14 protein-coding genes and 1 pseudogene are annotated in these 15,756 nt (G+C 69.1%); 3 read left to right on the forward strand and 12 right to left on the reverse strand.

Annotated elements, in window-relative coordinates; genetic code table 11:
• Positions 1 to 113: 113 nt before the first annotated feature.
• Both ACI2LY_RS19170 and ACI2LY_RS19175 read right to left on the reverse strand, forming a co-directional pair.
• Positions 114 to 698 (reverse strand): NADPH-dependent FMN reductase, encoded by a 585-nt coding sequence (locus tag ACI2LY_RS19170; RefSeq protein WP_404708183.1) that lies wholly within the window; start codon positions 696 to 698, stop codon positions 114 to 116.
• A gap of 79 nt (positions 699 to 777) precedes the next feature.
• The gene (locus tag ACI2LY_RS19175; RefSeq protein WP_404708184.1) at positions 778 to 1,410 is read right to left on the reverse strand and encodes a DsbA family protein; all 633 of its coding nucleotides are present in this window, start codon (positions 1,408 to 1,410) and stop codon (positions 778 to 780) included.
• Positions 1,411 to 1,462: 52 nt separating this feature from the next.
• On the opposite strand from ACI2LY_RS19175, the gene soxR reads away from it, so the two are divergent.
• Positions 1,463 to 1,909, forward strand: coding sequence for a redox-sensitive transcriptional activator SoxR (gene soxR / locus ACI2LY_RS19180; RefSeq protein WP_404708185.1), 447 nt, complete (start codon positions 1,463 to 1,465; stop codon positions 1,907 to 1,909).
• A gap of 13 nt (positions 1,910 to 1,922) precedes the next feature.
• On the opposite strand, the gene ACI2LY_RS19185 is transcribed toward soxR, so the two are convergent.
• The 4 genes and pseudogenes from ACI2LY_RS19185 to ACI2LY_RS19200 form a co-directional block, all read right to left on the reverse strand.
• Positions 1,923 to 2,984 (reverse strand): 2-oxoacid:ferredoxin oxidoreductase subunit beta, encoded by a 1,062-nt coding sequence (locus ACI2LY_RS19185; protein WP_404708186.1) that lies wholly within the window; start codon positions 2,982 to 2,984, stop codon positions 1,923 to 1,925.
• Positions 2,977 to 4,762: pseudogene (locus tag ACI2LY_RS19190) on the reverse strand (2-oxoacid:acceptor oxidoreductase subunit alpha). The gene ACI2LY_RS19185 and the pseudogene ACI2LY_RS19190 overlap by 8 nt, the downstream one beginning before the upstream one ends.
• A 42-nt stretch (positions 4,763 to 4,804) precedes the next feature.
• Complete coding sequence (locus ACI2LY_RS19195) at positions 4,805 to 6,292, reverse strand: MDR family MFS transporter (RefSeq protein WP_404708187.1); 1,488 nt, start codon at positions 6,290 to 6,292, stop codon at positions 4,805 to 4,807.
• A gap of 85 nt (positions 6,293 to 6,377) precedes the next feature.
• Entirely contained in the window at positions 6,378 to 6,944 is a 567-nt protein-coding gene (locus ACI2LY_RS19200; protein WP_404708188.1) for a hypothetical protein, read from the reverse strand.
• 881 nt (positions 6,945 to 7,825) lie between these two features.
• Between ACI2LY_RS19200 and ACI2LY_RS19205 the strand changes: the two genes are divergently transcribed.
• Positions 7,826 to 8,494 (forward strand): hypothetical protein, encoded by a 669-nt coding sequence (locus tag ACI2LY_RS19205; RefSeq protein WP_404708189.1) that lies wholly within the window; start codon positions 7,826 to 7,828, stop codon positions 8,492 to 8,494.
• Here ACI2LY_RS19205 and ACI2LY_RS19210 read toward each other — a convergent pair.
• Both ACI2LY_RS19210 and ACI2LY_RS19215 read right to left on the reverse strand, forming a co-directional pair.
• Positions 8,437 to 9,615 carry a tetratricopeptide repeat protein gene (locus tag ACI2LY_RS19210; protein WP_404708190.1) on the reverse strand — a complete coding sequence of 393 codons (1,179 nt, stop codon included), beginning with the start codon at positions 9,613 to 9,615 and terminating at the stop codon, positions 8,437 to 8,439. The two genes, ACI2LY_RS19205 and ACI2LY_RS19210, sit on opposite strands and share 58 nt — an antisense overlap.
• 561 nt (positions 9,616 to 10,176) lie before the next feature.
• Positions 10,177 to 10,554: an ArsR/SmtB family transcription factor gene (locus tag ACI2LY_RS19215; protein WP_404708191.1), complete on the reverse strand. Its 378-nt coding sequence runs from the start codon at positions 10,552 to 10,554 to the stop codon at positions 10,177 to 10,179.
• A gap of 112 nt (positions 10,555 to 10,666) precedes the next feature.
• Between ACI2LY_RS19215 and ACI2LY_RS19220 the strand changes: the two genes are divergently transcribed.
• Positions 10,667 to 11,905, forward strand: a complete 1,239-nt coding sequence (locus tag ACI2LY_RS19220; RefSeq protein WP_404708192.1) for an MFS transporter — start codon at positions 10,667 to 10,669, stop codon at positions 11,903 to 11,905.
• A gap of 26 nt (positions 11,906 to 11,931) precedes the next feature.
• Here ACI2LY_RS19220 and ACI2LY_RS19225 read toward each other — a convergent pair whose 3' ends face one another.
• Genes ACI2LY_RS19225 through ACI2LY_RS19240 form a run of 4 tightly spaced genes read right to left on the reverse strand, consistent with a single transcriptional unit; the run spans position 11,932 to position 15,722 of the window.
• Positions 11,932 to 13,323 (reverse strand): NAD(P)/FAD-dependent oxidoreductase, encoded by a 1,392-nt coding sequence (locus tag ACI2LY_RS19225; protein ID WP_404708193.1) that lies wholly within the window; start codon positions 13,321 to 13,323, stop codon positions 11,932 to 11,934.
• A complete protein-coding gene (locus ACI2LY_RS19230; RefSeq protein WP_404708194.1) occupies positions 13,316 to 14,515 on the reverse strand; it encodes a DUF6545 domain-containing protein in 1,200 nt (399 codons plus the stop codon). The genes ACI2LY_RS19225 and ACI2LY_RS19230 overlap by 8 nt, the downstream gene beginning before the upstream one ends.
• Positions 14,512 to 15,123, reverse strand: a complete 612-nt coding sequence (locus tag ACI2LY_RS19235) for a toxin (protein ID WP_404708195.1) — start codon at positions 15,121 to 15,123, stop codon at positions 14,512 to 14,514. The genes ACI2LY_RS19230 and ACI2LY_RS19235 overlap by 4 nt, the downstream gene beginning before the upstream one ends.
• On the reverse strand, positions 15,120 to 15,722 hold the full coding sequence (locus ACI2LY_RS19240; protein WP_404708196.1) for a hypothetical protein: 603 nt from the start codon (positions 15,720 to 15,722) through the stop codon (positions 15,120 to 15,122). Before ACI2LY_RS19240 ends, ACI2LY_RS19235 begins: the two co-directional genes overlap by 4 nt.
• Positions 15,723 to 15,756 lie beyond the last annotated feature (34 nt).

Genomic DNA, 15,756 nt, shown 5'->3' on the forward strand with positions numbered 1-15,756 from the left:
GCAGACCGGAGTATTCGATCAGCTGCTCGACCGCCCGGTGACACCGGCCCACCGGGTGCGGCTGCTGGCCGTGAGTGAGCCCGTCCCGGACAGCTGTGTCTGGGAAGAGTGGATCAGCTGCCGTAGGGAGTCTTCTCCCGGGCGTCCCGCAGCGCGTTACCCCACCAGACGAGCTGGTTGAACAGGGCCTTCGCGGCGACTGAAGCACCTTCGTTCGTCATCTGTCCGTCCTCGTCGAACTGCTCCCACGCCATGTTGAGACCGACGACGTCGCGCACGGTCACCGCGTGCAGCTCGGCGAAGACCGGACGAAGGTGCTCCACCGCACGGGACCCGCCCGCCTGACCGCCATAGGACACGAATCCGACCGGCTTCGCCTGCCACTGCGTGTAGTGCCAGTCGATCAGCGTCTTGAGAGAGGCGGGGTAGCTGTGGTTGTACTCCGGCGTGACCACCACGAACGCGTCGGCCTCATCGAGGCGGGGGGTCACCTCGGACAGCGCCTTCAGCACGTCCTGCGACGGCGTCGCGGTGAGCCTGGAGGGCAGGTCGTGGTCCGCAAGGTCGATCACGTCCACGGACAGGTCGTCGCGCTCTTCGGCGAGCCCGGCGATCCAAGAGGCGACGGTGCCGCCGAAGCGGCCTTCGCGCGTGCTGCCGACGATCACGGCGAGACGGAGGGGGGCAGGAAAAGACATCTCGTACTCCTGGAAACAGAGGGAAACGGGAAGGGGGAAGAGCGGAGGAGAAGGGAACTGGCGGGCTGGAAGCGCTGGTTCAGTCGGCGACCGGCGACACGATCTGTCCGAGCGCTTCCAAGAACGCGTCGGTCGACCGGGCCCCCGAAAGCGCGGCGCCACCGTCGAAGATGAACAGCGGAACGGAGGTGACACCGGCCTCGTGAACCCGATCGAGGCGCTCACGCAGCACTTCGGCGCTCACACCGCCGGGGCGGACGCCGACCTCCTCGGACAGTGTCCGCAACGTCTCGGCGTCGGCGATGTTCAGACCGTCCGAGAAGTAGGCACGGAACAGGCGCTCGGCCATGCGCTCACCCTTGCCCTGTTCCGCCGCTGCGGCCACCAGCCGGTGCGCATCGAACGTATTGGTGAACACGGCACGGTCGAAGGACACGTCGAGTCCGTCTTGCGCACCGAAGGACCGGTCCTGGGAAATGGTCCTCGCCATTTCCTCCCCGAAGCCCTCCCGGTGCACCTCGAACAGTGGGCGGCCGGTGGCCGGCTCATTCGGGACGAGTTGGAAGGGACGGAAGACCACGTCGACCTCTGCGCCCGTCTTCCGGTACTGCTCCAGGGCCCGCGAGAGCCGGGTGAACCCGAGATAGGAATGGACGCAGACGAGGTCGTAGAAGAACTCGACACGGTGCTTTGCTGTTCTGTTCGTCTCCATGCGTCCACGATCCAACTTAAACCATGGTTCAAGTCAAGCTATCCTCGACAGCATGTCTGCACTCCCCGCACAGCCGCCCCAACTCACCATCGGAGAGCTCTCGGCACGCAGCGGTGTTCCCACGTCGGCACTGCGCTTCTACGAGCGCCAGGGCCTGATCCACAGCGGCCGCACGACCGGCAACCAGCGCCGCTACAGCCGCAACGTCCTGCGGAGAGTCGCCTTCATCCGGGTGTCGCAGCGCGTGGGCATCTCCTTGGCCGCCATCCGTTACGCCCTGGAGCTGCTCCCCAACGACCATGCTCCGACCGCCACGGACTGGGCCTGCATCTCCCAGTACTGGCAGGCGGATCTCAACGACCGCATCCAGAAGCTGGAGAACCTCCGGGACCGGCTCAGTGAGTGCATCGGGTGCGGATGCATGTCCCTCAGCAAGTGCGCCCTGGCAAATCCGGACGATATTCTCGCTCAGGAGGGTCCCGGGGCGCCTCGGCTTTGAGAGACCGCGCCGGTCAGCCTGCGACGGTCCAGGTGTCGCCGCCGGTGAGGAGTGCGACGAGGTCGCCCTTGCCGTTGTGTTCGATGGCGGTGTCGAGTTGGTCGGACATCAAGGTGTCGTAGACGGGGCGCTGGATGTCGCGCAGGACGCCGATGGGGGTGTGGTGCAGGGTGTCGGGGTCGGCGAGGCGGGAGAGGGCGAAGGCCAGGTTCGGTGAGGCCGCGTGGGCGTCGTGGAACAGGATCTGGGACTCATTCTCCGGCGTGACCGGGACGACTTTGAGGTCCCCGCTCTGTGCGTCGCGGATGACGCCCTTGGTGCCATCAGCGCCGAAGCGGATGGGCTGTCCGTGCTCCAGGCGGATCACCGCCTCCTCGGCCCGCCGCTTGTCCTTGAGGACCTCGAAGGCACCGTCGTTGAAGATATTGCAGTTCTGGTAGATCTCCACCAGCGCCGTGCCGGGGTGCTCGGCGGCCTGGCGCAGCACAGAGGTGAGGTGCTTGCGGTCGGAGTCCACTGTCCGTGCCACGAAGGAGGCTTCGGCGCCGATGGCGAGGGAGACCGGGTTGAAGGGTGCGTCCAGGGAGCCCATCGACGTCGACTTGGTGATCTTGCCGAGTTCGGAGGTCGGAGAATACTGGCCCTTGGTCAGGCCGTATATGCGGTTGCTGAAGAGCAGGATCTTCAGGTTCACGTTGCGGCGCAGGGCGTGGATGAGGTGGTTGCCGCCGATCGACAGGGCGTCCCTGTCACCGGTGACCACCCACACCGACAGGTCCCGCCGCGAGGACGCGAGCCCGGTGGCGATCGCCGGGGCGCGGCCGTGGATGGAGTGCATCCCGTAGGTGTTCATGTAGTACGGGAAACGGGACGAGCAGCCGATGCCCGAGACGAAGACGATGTTCTCCCGCGCCAGCCCCAGCTCCGGCATGAACCCCTGCACGGCCGCGAGGATCGCGTAGTCCCCGCAGCCCGGGCACCAGCGGACCTCCTGGTCGGACTTGAAGTCCTTCATCGACTGCTTGCCCTCGGCCTTGGGCACCAGCTGGAGCAGCTCGCGTGCCGAGTCAGTCATCGATGGCCTCCTTGAGCGCGGTGGCCAGCTGCTCTGCCTTGAACGGCATGCCGTTGACCTGGGTGTACAAGACCGCGTCCGCGAGGTATCTGGCCCTGATGAGGGTGGCAAGCTGACCCAGGTTCATCTCTGGGATCACCACCCGCTCGTACGAACGCAGCACCTCGCCCAGATTGGAGGGGAAGGGGTTGAGGTGGCGCGGCCGCGTCGTCGACCTCCAGGTCGGGGACCTCGATGCCGTCGATCTTGGCCTGGCGGGTGCGGACCATGAAGTCGTGGTTGGCCGGGTCGTAGGAGATGTTGCCCGTGCCGTCCTGCTTCTCGATCCCGCCGATACGGTGCTCAAGGCCAGGTGTGCTGGGGATCGCCCACGGCCGCGCCAACGTCTGCGGGTCGCGCTTGTAGGGCCAGAACACCTCGGTGCCGTCGTCCTGGGTGTGATTGAAACCGGAGGCGAACTGCACCCGCAGATCGGGAAGTTCATCGACCTCGGGGATGCGCCACGGTTCGGAGCCGTTGGCCAGATAGCCGTCGCTCAGCAGGAACACCGGCGTGCGGTAGGTGACCGCGATCCGCGTCGCCTCGATCGCCGCGTCGAAGCAGTCCGCCGGCGTCCTCGGCGCCACGATCGCCACCGGCGCCTCACCGTTACGCCCGTACATCGCCTGGAGCAGGTCCGCCTGCTCGGTCTTGGTCGGCAAGCCCGTCGAGGGCCCGCCGCGCTGGATGTCCACCACCAGCAGCGGCAGCTCCAGCGACACCGCGAGCCCGATCGTCTCCGACTTCAGCGCCACCCCCGGCCCCGAGGTCGTCGTCACCGCCAGCGAGCCGCCGAACGCCGCGCCCAGCGCCGCACCGATCCCCGCGATCTCGTCCTCGGCCTGGAAGGTCCGCACCCCGAAGTTCTTGTGCTTCGACAGCTCGTGCAGGATGTCCGAGGCCGGGGTAATGGGATACGAGCCCAGATACAGCGGCAGATCCGCCTGCCGGCCCGCCGCGATCAGCCCGTACGACAGGGCCAGGTTGCCGGAGATGCTGCGGTAGGTGCCTGTCGGGAAGGCCTGCGCGGCCGGAGCCACCTCATAGGAGACCGCGAAATCCTCCGTCGTCTCCCCGAAATTCCAGCCCGCGTGGAAGGCCGCGATGTTCGCCTCGGCGATGTCCGGCTTCTTCGCGAACTTCGCCCGCAGGAACCTCTCCGTGCCCTCGGTGGGCCGGTGATACATCCAGGAGAGCAGCCCCAGGGCGAACATGTTCTTGCTGCGCCCGGCGTCCTTGCGCGAGAGGTCGAACTCCGTCAGCGCCTCCACCGTCAGCGTCGTCAGCGGCACCGGATGCACGCTGTAGCCGTCCAGCGAACCGTCCTCCAGCGGCGACACCTCGTAGCCGACCTTCTGCATCGCCCGCTTGGAGAACTCATCCGTGTTCACGATGATCTCCGCACCCCGCGGCACATCGGCGATGTTCGCCTTCAGCGCGGCCGGGTTCATCGCGACCAGCACGTTCGGCGCGTCCCCCGGCGTGAGGATGTCGTGGTCGGCGAAGTGCAGCTGAAAGGAGGAGACGCCCGGCAGGGTCCCGGCGGGAGCACGGATCTCGGCGGGGAAGTTCGGCAGCGTCGACAGGTCGTTCCCGAACGACGCCGTCTCCGAAGTGAACCGGTCACCGGTGAGCTGCATGCCGTCACCCGAGTCACCCGCGAAGCGAATGATCACCCGGTCCAGACGACGAATCTCGTTCTGCTGCACGTCGGTCGCCCTTTCCGAGGCGCTATGGATGTGACTCGATACCCCGGACGGCGGCCCGGGGCGTGCGAAGGGTCAGGCGGGCCCGACCGTGGCCGGGGCCGGCTCCTGCTCCTCGTCCGAGCCGGCGCTCAACGGGATCTCCTTGAGCAGGCAGGCGGCGAGAAACGTGAGCAGAGCAAGACCCGCGGTGACGAGAAATACGAGGCCGGTGCCATCCGCGACCGCGTCCTGATACCCCTGGGTGCCCTTGCCGCCGGCGGGAAGACGACTGGCGTAGAGCACGCCCATCACGGAGATTCCGACGGAACCCCCGATCGTGCGGGCGAGGGTGGACGTGGCGGAGCCGACACCGAGGTCCTTCTGCTCGACGCTCTGCATGGTGACCAGAATGGCCGTCTGCATCAGGCAGGACGTGCCGACGCCGAGAATGACCGTGGCGCTCCACAGGTAGGCCAGGGACGAGCCCGGGGTCAACTGGCTGAGCATGGCGACGCCAACGGTGCACAGGGCGGCGCCCCCGGTGATGAAGATCTTGTAGCGGCCGGTCTTGGTGATGATGCGGCCGACGGTCATGTTGGTGAGCAGCGAGGCCGCCGAGTTCGGCAGGAGCAGCACCGAGGCGCGGCTCGCGCTGAAGCCCTGGCCGTCCTGCATGAAGATCGGCAGGAAGGTCATCACCGTGAACAGGACGGCGCCGAGCACGACACCGATGCCGGTGATCAGGGAGAAGTTGAGGTTGCGGAAGAGCCAGGGCGGAAGCACCGGCGCCGCGACGCGGTGCTCGACGAAGTAGAAGCCGACGCCGGCGGCCACGCCCAGGGCGCTGAGCCCGAGGATGGTGCCCGACGTCCAGTCGTATTCGGTGCCGCCCCATGCGGTGACCAGGACCACCGAGGTGATGGCGAGGGCCAGGAGCGCCACGCCCGCGTAGTCGATGCGGGCCTCGGACCGCTGCCTGGGGAGCTTCAGGCCGAAGGCGATCGCGACCAGCGCGAGCAGGCCGAGCGGCATGTTGACGTAGAAGCACCAGCGCCAGCCGAGGTTGTCGGTGATGAAACCGCCGACCAACGGTCCCGCGACCATCGTCACGCCCATGACGGCGGCGATGAAGCCCTGGTAGCGGCCCTGCTCACGCAGCGGGACCGCGGTGCCGATGACGGAGAGGGCGCCCACCATGAGCCCGCCGCCGCCCAGGCCCTGGAGGGCCCGGAACGCGATCAGCTGATCCATCGACTGGGCCATACCGGCGAACATCGATCCGGCCAGGAAGATCACGATGGCCGTCATGAAGGTGCCCTTGCGGCCGTACATGTCGCCGATCTTGCCCCAGACCGGGGTGGAGACGGCGGTGGCAAGGGCGTAGGCGGTGATCACCCAGGAAAGGTGGTCCACTCCGCCGATGTCGGCGACGATGGTGGGCATCGCCGTGCCGAGGACCAAGGTGTCCAGGGTGCCCAGCACCATCGCGAGCACGACCGCGAGAACAACGACGTACACACTGCGGCTGGTGTGCTCTTCGGAAGGTGTTGCCTCGGGCGCGACGGCGGCGGGGTCCGTCATGGGTGTCACTGATCCCTTCGGGGGCTGGGAAGCGGCTGTCGTGCGCTGCCTGTTCATACGACAAGGCAACAACTTGAACAGCGGTTCAGGTCAAGCCGTGAGCTGCGCGACGTACGCCGTGCAGCAGTTCCGCCTGGCGCAGGCACACGGTGTCGGGCGCGGCGCGGGCCCGGACGCCGTCGACGAACGCGGCGACCGTACGGGCGACCTGATCAGCGGGCTCGGTCTTGATCACCTCGGTGCCACCGCGCCGCTCGAGGAGGATCTCCGGCACGAGATCCGCGGGCGGGGTGAAGGCGCGCTCCACGGTGATAAGGCCTTCACTGCCCCACAGTTCGTAGGACGACCGGTAGGCATGGTCCAGTCCGAAGACGAGCCGGGCACCGACTCCGCCAGACGTGCTCAACAGGGCTTGTCCCGCGGTGTCCACTTCCCGTCCGGGGCCGTTGTCGAGCAGGGCGCCGCGCACGGCGAGCGAATCGTCCAGGAAGTGCAAGGCGGCGCGGACGGGGTACACACCGGTGTCCCACAGGGCACCGCCGCCCAGGTCCGCCCGGTGCCTGATGTCGTCGTCCGGTTGGCGGGGAATGGCGAACACGGCCTGAAAAGCGCGAAGTTCCCCGATGGCACCATCAGCGACGAGCTTGCGCACCGCCTCGTGCCGCGGGTGCTGACGGAGGGGCGGCCGGGTGTGGCGGGGTGCTGCTTTGGAGGGTCGACGGGGTGAAGGCGGGGGCGTGGTCGAGGAGGTCTGGGGGGAACATGGGGACGGTCGTAGTTCGACGAGGAATGCGGTCAGGGAGCCGTTGTAGGTGAACCAGGGTGCGCGCACGGCCTCGTTGACGGCGACGGTCCACTGGTCGGGGGTTTCGGCGGGCTGGGTGACCCAGAAGAGGTAGCCCCCGTTGCCAGTGACTCCCATGGCGAACAGGTTTCGGGAGGGTGCGGCAGTGGCCAGGGGTGTCGGGCGGCCCGCCGGACTTCCTCGTTCTGCGCGCGCAGACGCGCCGGCACGGGGCCGGTGAGATCGGCCCATTCGCTGGGGGCGTGTGGCTGGTAGTGGGTGATGAATTCGCAGAACTGGCCTGGTCCGTAGGTGGTGATGAGGTCCTTGTAGTCCTGGGGCAGGGGCAGGCCCGTGCCCAGTGTGTCCTGGACCTGTGACCAGTCGGGGGCGGACGGCGGCAGGGGGTGGGCACAGTGCGGTCAGCGTGGTGAGGGGGGCATCGGTTTCCTCGGTGGTCAGAGGCGGTGTGGTGGGCGGGGCTCGAGGAGGGGGCGGAATTGTCGAAGAAGGTTCCCTCGTCGAACAGAAGGTCTCCATTACGTCCTCTGCACGAGGCTGGCCGCAGGTTCACGCTCTGGCGCAAGGAATTACCGGCGCTGGTGGAGACGGTGTCGGTAGGTTGGGATATTCGGGCGTGCGGAACAGGGCAACGCTGTCCGTGTCTTCGGCTCGACCGAGACGCGGTACGGCGGGATGCACGGGACCGGGGTCTGCCGTCCCTGGGGCTCCTGGGTAGCGTCCCTCTGGTGAATTTGAACCTCTTCGACGATGTGCCCGACGGCCTGACGTGCCGAGCTCGATCGTTTGTCCAAGCGCACGGTGTCAGAGTCGATGTCAGGCACGTCGAAGAGCACAGGCAGTGGTGGCTTGAGCGAGACATCCCGGCGGCGGTCATCGACAGGATGGCGGCTTACGAGAAGCGCTGGGGCGGTCTGGTTCTACCGCCCGCCTCTCAGTACGACGGCGGTCCGAGGTATCTCGAAGCGGACTCCCCTGAAGGCTCCGCATCCGAAGGTTGGTGGTTCGAGGCTGGGATGCAGCGGGCCGCGGTCCCATACGCGTTCGCGATCGGTCCGTCTGGCGAGTTCGACATTCACTCAGGTCAATGGGTGCCTCTCCATGCCACCATCGAAGGCTGGGTGGAGTCGCTCGCGCTGACCCACCACGCGTCCATGTGGGCGAAGCAGATCACCAAGGTCACCGGCAACGATGTCGATGGCATCGTGCTGGACGAGTTCGAGCCGGTGCGCGAAGTCATGGGTCTGGCCGACACCTGGTGGCGAGGAGCCGACTCACTGGTGGCGATCTATAAAGGTGAGGCCGAGGACCTCTCTTCGCTGGGCCGCACTGCGTTGATCTACTCCGGCTTGGATGAGTGGGGCCTGCGGGGAGGCGTCAAGGACAGGGCCAGTTGACGACATTGTGAGTGATCCAGAGTCTCGCTGACGTGCGGCGCCGCGCACGCAGTGCAGCCCTCGGGGTGGGCCCGGGCCTGCTCGAGGGCTTCATCGACGCGGCCGCAGACGGCCATCAACCGCAGCCGTACCCAGAACAGGTCCCACTCCTCCTCCCCGCCCCGGCGGGCGGCCAGGGCATCGAGGTGGGCCAGGCCGTCCTCGGGGCGGTTCTGGTCCAGGCACAGGGTGCTCCACGTATGAAGGATCCAGTCGTCGCCGCTGTGGGCTTCGGACAGCGCGCGCATGACACCGACCGCCTCGCCGCCCCGGCCCTGCCGCGCCAGCAACTGGGCGACGAGCACCATCGTGCCGGGCCGGTGCGCAGCAGCCGCTTCGCCGCTCTGCCGGTACACCGCGACCGCGCCGTCCACGTCACCGCGCTCCTCCAGCAGCTCCGCGAGTCTCCGCGCGGCGTGCCCGAAGTCGTCGACCGCAGCGTAGGCACGCAGTTCGGCGATCCGCCCGTGCCGGGCGAGGAGGTCGGCGAGCTGGTCACGGTCATTGAGCGGGCTGCTGCCACGGGTGGCCAGCAGGGCGATCGCCTCATCGACGTGACCTTGGCGCTCGCGGACCGTGGCGAGCAGGCCGGTCGCCAGGTCAGGGTCCAGGGCGCGGCAGCACCACGGGGAATCGCACCGGTGTCCGGCCGGGACCCGGGCGGCGAGCAGGGCGTGGGCCTCTTCGTCGCGGCCCGCGGCTGCGGACACATCGACCAGGGCCCTGGCGAGCGACCAGTCGTCGATGTGTGGCCGCAGCAGGGTGAACGCCTCGTCGGCGCGGCCGTGGCGGGCGAGCAGCCGGGCATAGAACTCCAGCGCCGCCGGATGCCCCGCCTCCATTCGGACGCCGCTCAGCGCGATCGCCTCCCCGGCCCGGCCCCACTCCTCCAACAGCTCGACGGTGGCCTCGACCGCCGGCCACCAGCCGGTCGTGAGATACGGGCCGAGCAGCGCCAGCGCCTCGGACCGCCGGCCGCGCTCCCCGAGCAGCCGCGCCCACTCCCGCGCACAGAACCACTCACCACGCCCCGCCCAGCACTCCACCACCCCGGCATGACCGAGCTCGAGCAACCGGATCACCAGGTGCGGAGGAATACAGTCTGTCTGCGTCCGGACCCGGTAATCAAGATCAGCGACATCCACGGGAACGCACCCTAACCCCGAACACGCGACATGCAGCAACGACCACAAATGCGATGCCCGCCGAACGCAGCCGCGCAGCATGGTGCCAGGGCGCACCGGCGTAGCGGGCGTGCCAGAGTGTGCGGGGGTGCAGCGGGTGCACGTCAGAGAGCCGTTTGACGGCATGCCAGGCCGTACCGAGCTGACACCCTGCCACGCGGCACCCGTCTCGGGCGGATGAAGCCGGGCGCGCAGACGCAGCAGGTGCGCGTCAGCGCAGCGGGTGCACCGGGGCGCGGCAGGTGAAGCTGGGGCGCATAGACGTTCAAGGGGCCGCGCCTAGCTGGCGGACGCCGTGGCCGGGACGTCGCTGCGACTGGTTGGCGAGGACGGGCAGAGCACCTCGGTACTCGCCTCCCTCCTGTTCGCCGACCCGACGTTCGCGGGTGTGCACTCCCCTGCCACCGCCGTACCGGCATGGAGGGGACGTCGGCGTAGCGGGTGTACCGGGGCGGGCGTTCAGGGCTGCGGGGTCCAGGCTGCCACCAGGGACAGCAGGCCGGGGAAGCGGGTGTTGAGGTCGTCGACGCGTACGTGGCTGCGGCGTTCCAGGCCGTACTGGCGCTGGCGTGTGATGCCCGCTTCGCGCAGTGCCTTGAAGTGGTGGGTGAGTGAGGACTTGGGCCGGTCCAGGCCGAACCAGCCGCAGGTGTGGTCGAACTCCTCCGACTCCAGGAGGAGTTTACGGACGATCGTCAGGCGCAGCGGGTCACTCAGCGCGCCGAGCACGGTCTCCAGGCGGAGGTCGTCCAGGGCCGGTTCCGGCAGCGGGTCGGGCAGTCCGGGCGGTTCGGGGCATGCGATGAAGGCGGGCACGGGGGGTGGCGTGGCGGGCATGGACGGCTCCTCATCACACGAGTCTCTTGTACGACTTCAATCGTACTGCATGCTAAGTTCGAATCGACTCGTACTAATGGAGTTCCCGAAAACCAGACCGGGAGGAACCGTCATGCCCCAGACCAGGACCGCCGCCAAACAGCGGCAATCGGCAGATGCCGGGAGGGGCGCCGCTCCCCTGTGGCGGGTGTGGCTCGCCGCGTGGCCGGTCATGGCCGTCTTCATGCTCTCCAACGCCGCGACACCGCTGTATGCGCTGTGGCAGCACGACATCGACTTCTCCGCCGGCACCCTGACCGTGGTGTTCGCGTTCTACATTGTCGGTCTGACCGGCTCGCTGCTCGTGTGCGGCGTGGCCTCCGACCGGCTCGGCCGCAAACCCGTCCTGCTGCCCGCCCTGGCGCTCGCGCTGGCCGCCTGCCTGGTCTTCGCGACCGCCACCACCGTGGCCGCGCTCATCGTGGCCCGTCTGTGCACCGGCATCGCGGTCGGCGCCGCCGTCTCGGCCGGGATGGCCGCCGTCACCGACATCGCCGGGTCCGGGCGCAGGCGGACCGCCGCCCTGCTCGCCTCCTGCGCGATGGTCTTCGGCGCCGGACTCGGCCCGCTCCTGGCCGGGGTGCTCTCCCAAACGGCACCCGCGCCGACCGGCACCGTCTTCGTCGTCGAGGCCGTGCTGCTGGCCACCGCCGTGCTCGCTGTGTTGCGCATGCCGCTGCGCCGTCCCGAGGCGCCCGCCGGGGGCGCCTGGGTCCGGGTGCCGGGCGTCCCGCGCGGAAACAGCCGTCAACTCGTGCTGGGCATAGCGGTGTTCGCCCCCGGCATCACCGCCACGTCCTTCGTGCTCTCCCTCGGCCCCTCGCTGCTGTCCGGTCTGCTCCACACCACCAGCCGCACCCTCGCCGGAGCCATCGCCTTCGCGATGTTCCTCACCGCCACCGGCGTGCAGTTCGCGGTCCAGCGACTTCCCCGGCGCACCATCCTCACGGCCGGAGCAGCCGCCACCACCCTGAGCATGATCACGCTGATCGTCGCCCTGCACACCTCCTCCGCCCCGTCGCTGGCCATCTCCGCACTACTGGCCGGTGCGGGCCAGGGCATGGGTCAGCTCGGCGGCCTGTCACTGCTCAACTCCAGCGTTCCGCCGCGGCGCCTCGCCGAGGCCAATGCCGCGCTCAACGTGGGCGGTTACCTCCCGGCCGGCATCCTGCCCGTCTGTGCGGGCTATCTCAGCGACATGGTCGGTCTGACCAGCGGCGCCACCGTCTTCGCCACCGCTCTGGCGGCCCTCGCACTCGCCGGTGGCCTCACCATCCACGCCAGCAAGCGCCAGACGACCGACCCCGCCTGAGGAGGCCGCGGAAACTCCGACCGGGCTCACCGTTCCTGGACGACCGCCTTGCGCTCGCCCTCGGTGAGTGGAGCACCGGTCAGGAAAGGCCGCCCCGGGCCGAAGAGCATCGGGAGGAGCATGGCGGGAGAGAACAGACGGGTGGCGGGCCGGGACAGGCTCATCACGTCCAGGAGCGCGGCCAAGGCGCGGGGGTTCCGGGCGCCGGTGGCGACGGCGCGGTCGACGAACGCGGCCAGTGCGCGTTCGACACGGGTGGGGGGCTGGTCGCTGGCGCCGGGGTAGAAGATGTCCTGGCCGATGGCCAGGTCCCAGGCCGCCGCGACCGGGCGGGTCACCGCCTTCTGGAGGCGGCGTGCGCTGCCCGGCCGGGTGACACCGGTGGTGGCGGCGTGCTCGCGCAGGGCGAGGGCGCTCTGCGCGGCAACGGTGATGCCGTGGCCGTAGACGGGGTTGTACCCGGCGACGGCGTCACCGATGACGGTGAAGCCGTCCGGCCAGTGGCGCAGCTTCTCGAAGTGGCGGCGGCGGTTGGCGGTGCTTCGGGTGGTGACGACCTCGGTGAGGGGTTCGGCGTCCCGTATCAGCTCGCCGATGACCGGGTCGCCCAGACCGAGTGCGAAGTCGGTGAACGCGTCCGGATCGTCGGTGGGTTCGCCGCCCCGGGTGCCGGAGAGGGTGACGATCCAGCGGCCGTTCTCGACGGGCAGGATGATGCCGCCCCGGCCGGGCGGCACGGCGGGGTTGGCCTGCACGTTGACCAGGGGGAAGTCCTCGGCCGGGGCCCGGTAGACACGGGTGGCGTAGGCGACGCCCGCGTCCACCTCACGCTCGGACACGGCGGGGAGACCGAGCGCCTTCAGCCAGGCCGGTGCGCGGGAGCCCCGGCCCGTGGCGTCGATGACGAGGTCGGCGGCGAGGTGTTCGTCCGCCGTGTCCGGGGTGCGGATGTGGAGGCCGGTGACGCGTGCGGCGTCTCCCGCGAGGCGGTCGGCGGTCGTGTTCTGGCGGAGGGTGATGCGGGGGTCGGCGAGGACGCGTGCCCGGGTCACGGCGTCGAGCAGGTCGCGGGAGCACACCAGATTGCGGTGCGGGGTAGATGTGAAGCGGCGGAACCAGATCTCGTTCGGGGCCCGCGAAACCATGTCACCCATGATGTGCACGAGACGCGCCCCACGAGAGACAAGATCCTCGATCAGCCCCGGCAACAACACACCCAGCGCCGTCACACCCCCCGTCCACACCAAGTGGGCATGACGGGCCTGAGGAACACCACGGCGCGGCTCCGGACCGGCGGGAAGGGTGTCGCGCTCGATCAGCGTGACGTCGGCGTGATCGACGAGAGCCGCCGCGGCGAGCAGGCCGCTCATACCGGCGCCGATCACGATCACGGTGGGACGGGCAACGTCGTCAGACATGAGCTCGCGTTTCTGGAGGAGCCACCCGTACACGGATGGACTCGACAACCCGCGCCCGGTGCAGTGCGCGGGAAATGGCTTCGATATCGCCCTCGTCGGAGCCGATGCGCCGAAGAGCGTCCGCCCCGGTCGAGACGGCCTGACCCCCGTGAGAGGGCCATGCCGCGAGCGCGGCCCGTACAGTGACCGCACCCGCGATCCCACGGGCCGTGAGCTCCGCGTACCCGGCCGCACGGGCAGCGTCGAACGCACGCAGCCACACGGCGGCATCCAGCACCGGCGCAAGACGCAGCAGGCCGTCGTGGATGCGCTGCTGACGCTGAAGCAGCCGCAGATCCAGCGGCGCGAAGACACCGACACGGGCATCCGCCACGGAAGGACCCACCCCCCGCAGCACCTGCTCCAAACGGCGCAAACGCCGGAAGCTGATCTGGTCGCCAACCCACTTCTGCAGGAAAGGCCCGCCCTGGGGAAGGATGAAGCCGACGGCCACGAGGCTGGCGTCGAGGATCGCGAAGGGCGGGGCCACGGTGGTGGACAGCCAATCGAGGTTCCGGCCGCTCCAGCGGGCGCCGATGGCGGTGAACTTGGCGATGTCGAAGACGAGTCCGAAGGCGTATCCGGCCTGGAGGAAGACCAGTCCCGCCTTCAGCCAGGCGCTGCGGACCTTCGAGATCCAGGTCCAGATCAGGTAGGCAGCGACGAGGGCGGAGACCATGTGCGCGGTGAGGTAGAGCAGGATGTGCTCGCGCATCCAGGGCTCGGTGGCGTAGTAGGTGTCCAGGTCGTAGATGCGCTCGTCGGGGACGTCGGCGAGGAGGAACGTGGCCCACAGGGCGGCGATGATGCCGCTGTAGAGCAGCCAGATGCGGCGGATCACGCGGGAACGCCGAGGTGAGGGCCTCTCCCGCCAGGTGACGACCATCGCCAGGCAGGAACCGCAGAACGCGGTGAGCAGGGAGTACACCCAGGCCCCCGCCAGGTTGGGCACCCCGGTCACCGTGTTGACGCGGTGGATGACGGCAGGCGGGACCGACACGAACACGGCGGCCGCGAGGAGCAGCAGCAGGGTCGTCGCCCGTACGTCGCTGTCCTGCCATGCCCGCAGGAACGTCGGGGCCTTCAGTGCGAGCGCCACCGTCAGGAGCAGGGCGGGCAAGAGGTAGGGGATGTGCAGGCTGGTCAGGTTCATCGGGCCGGTCCCCCGCCCCGGTTGAGCAGGGAGAGCTGGATGCGGCCTTCCAGTGTCGCGGGGTCGACGGGGCCCTGGGCGTGCCGCCCGGGAATCCATCGGCGGGCCTCGCGGCCGAAGAGCAGGCCGAACGTCTCGGCGTCCTGCTCATGCTGGTCCGGGGAGTCGGCCCGCGCGGCGACGGCGAGCAGCGTCTCGCGGGGGACGTCACGCCGGGTGAGGATCTCCTCGGCCGCCCGCCGTACGGCGTCGGCCGGGTGCGTCGGGCCGAGGGCACGGGCGGCGGCCGCGGGGAGGCCGGGAACGTGGTGGCCGCACTCCCCCTGCTCCTCGTGCCAGAGCTCGTGGCCCAGGATGACCAACTGCGACTCGGGCGGCGTGCGTTCCTCGACCACGATGATCGAGCGGTCCCCGCAGTCCAGCCGCATGCCGGAGACCGGGATGTCTTCGGGGAAGGCGCGGAGGACGAGGTCGATCCGGCGGCCGCGGTGCTCGCTCATCGCGTGGCAGAACGCGTCCATGACCACGCGCGGTGCGGCCGGAGGTTCCAGGTGCCGCGCCACGGAGGCCCCTAATCTCCCCAGCAGCGACTTCATGGCCCTGCTCACCGCTTCTCGCTCCTGTCCTCGGTTTCGGGCACGACCGACCGGAAGACGCCCTCGAGTAGGCGCTCCAGCTGGCGGCGCGGCACTGAGCCGTGCATCCGCAGGTCAGTGGACCGGACGCCGTACTGGTCCATCAGCGCGACCACCGGGTCGTTCTCGATGTCGCCGAGGATCTTCCGCAGTTCCCGGCTGAGCGTTTCGTCGGCCGGGAGGGTGAAGAACGCCTCCCCGTCCACGCCGAAGAACCGCACGAGGGCGTGCAGCAGTTCGACGTTCGGCACCTTCTTGCCGTCACACACCGAGCGTGCCCACATCTCCGACACGCCGAGTTCGTCGTGCAGTTCGGCGGCGAGGTCCGCCATGCGCCGCTTCGTGGCTGCCAGGCGGGCCGCGGCGAGAGTGCTGACACGGGCCCGCACCCGATCGTTGACGGTCTCGTCCGCGGGCTTCCCGCCCGCGAGGAGGGACCGGACCGTCTCCGCCGGGAGAGCCGTTCTGCGCGCGAGCTCCTCAGGATCGAGGAGCTCGTCCCGGTCGAGCCCGTGCTTGCCGATCAGCGCGTCGAGCCGGGCGAGCGACTCGGCCAGTGGGACTGGTTCCACCGATGTGCTCCAGGGGTGTGTGATCCACATGTCT

Source organism: Streptomyces sp. NPDC002176, from assembly GCF_044903645.1.
In the GTDB taxonomy this organism is placed as follows: Bacteria; Actinomycetota; Actinomycetes; order Streptomycetales; family Streptomycetaceae; genus Streptomyces.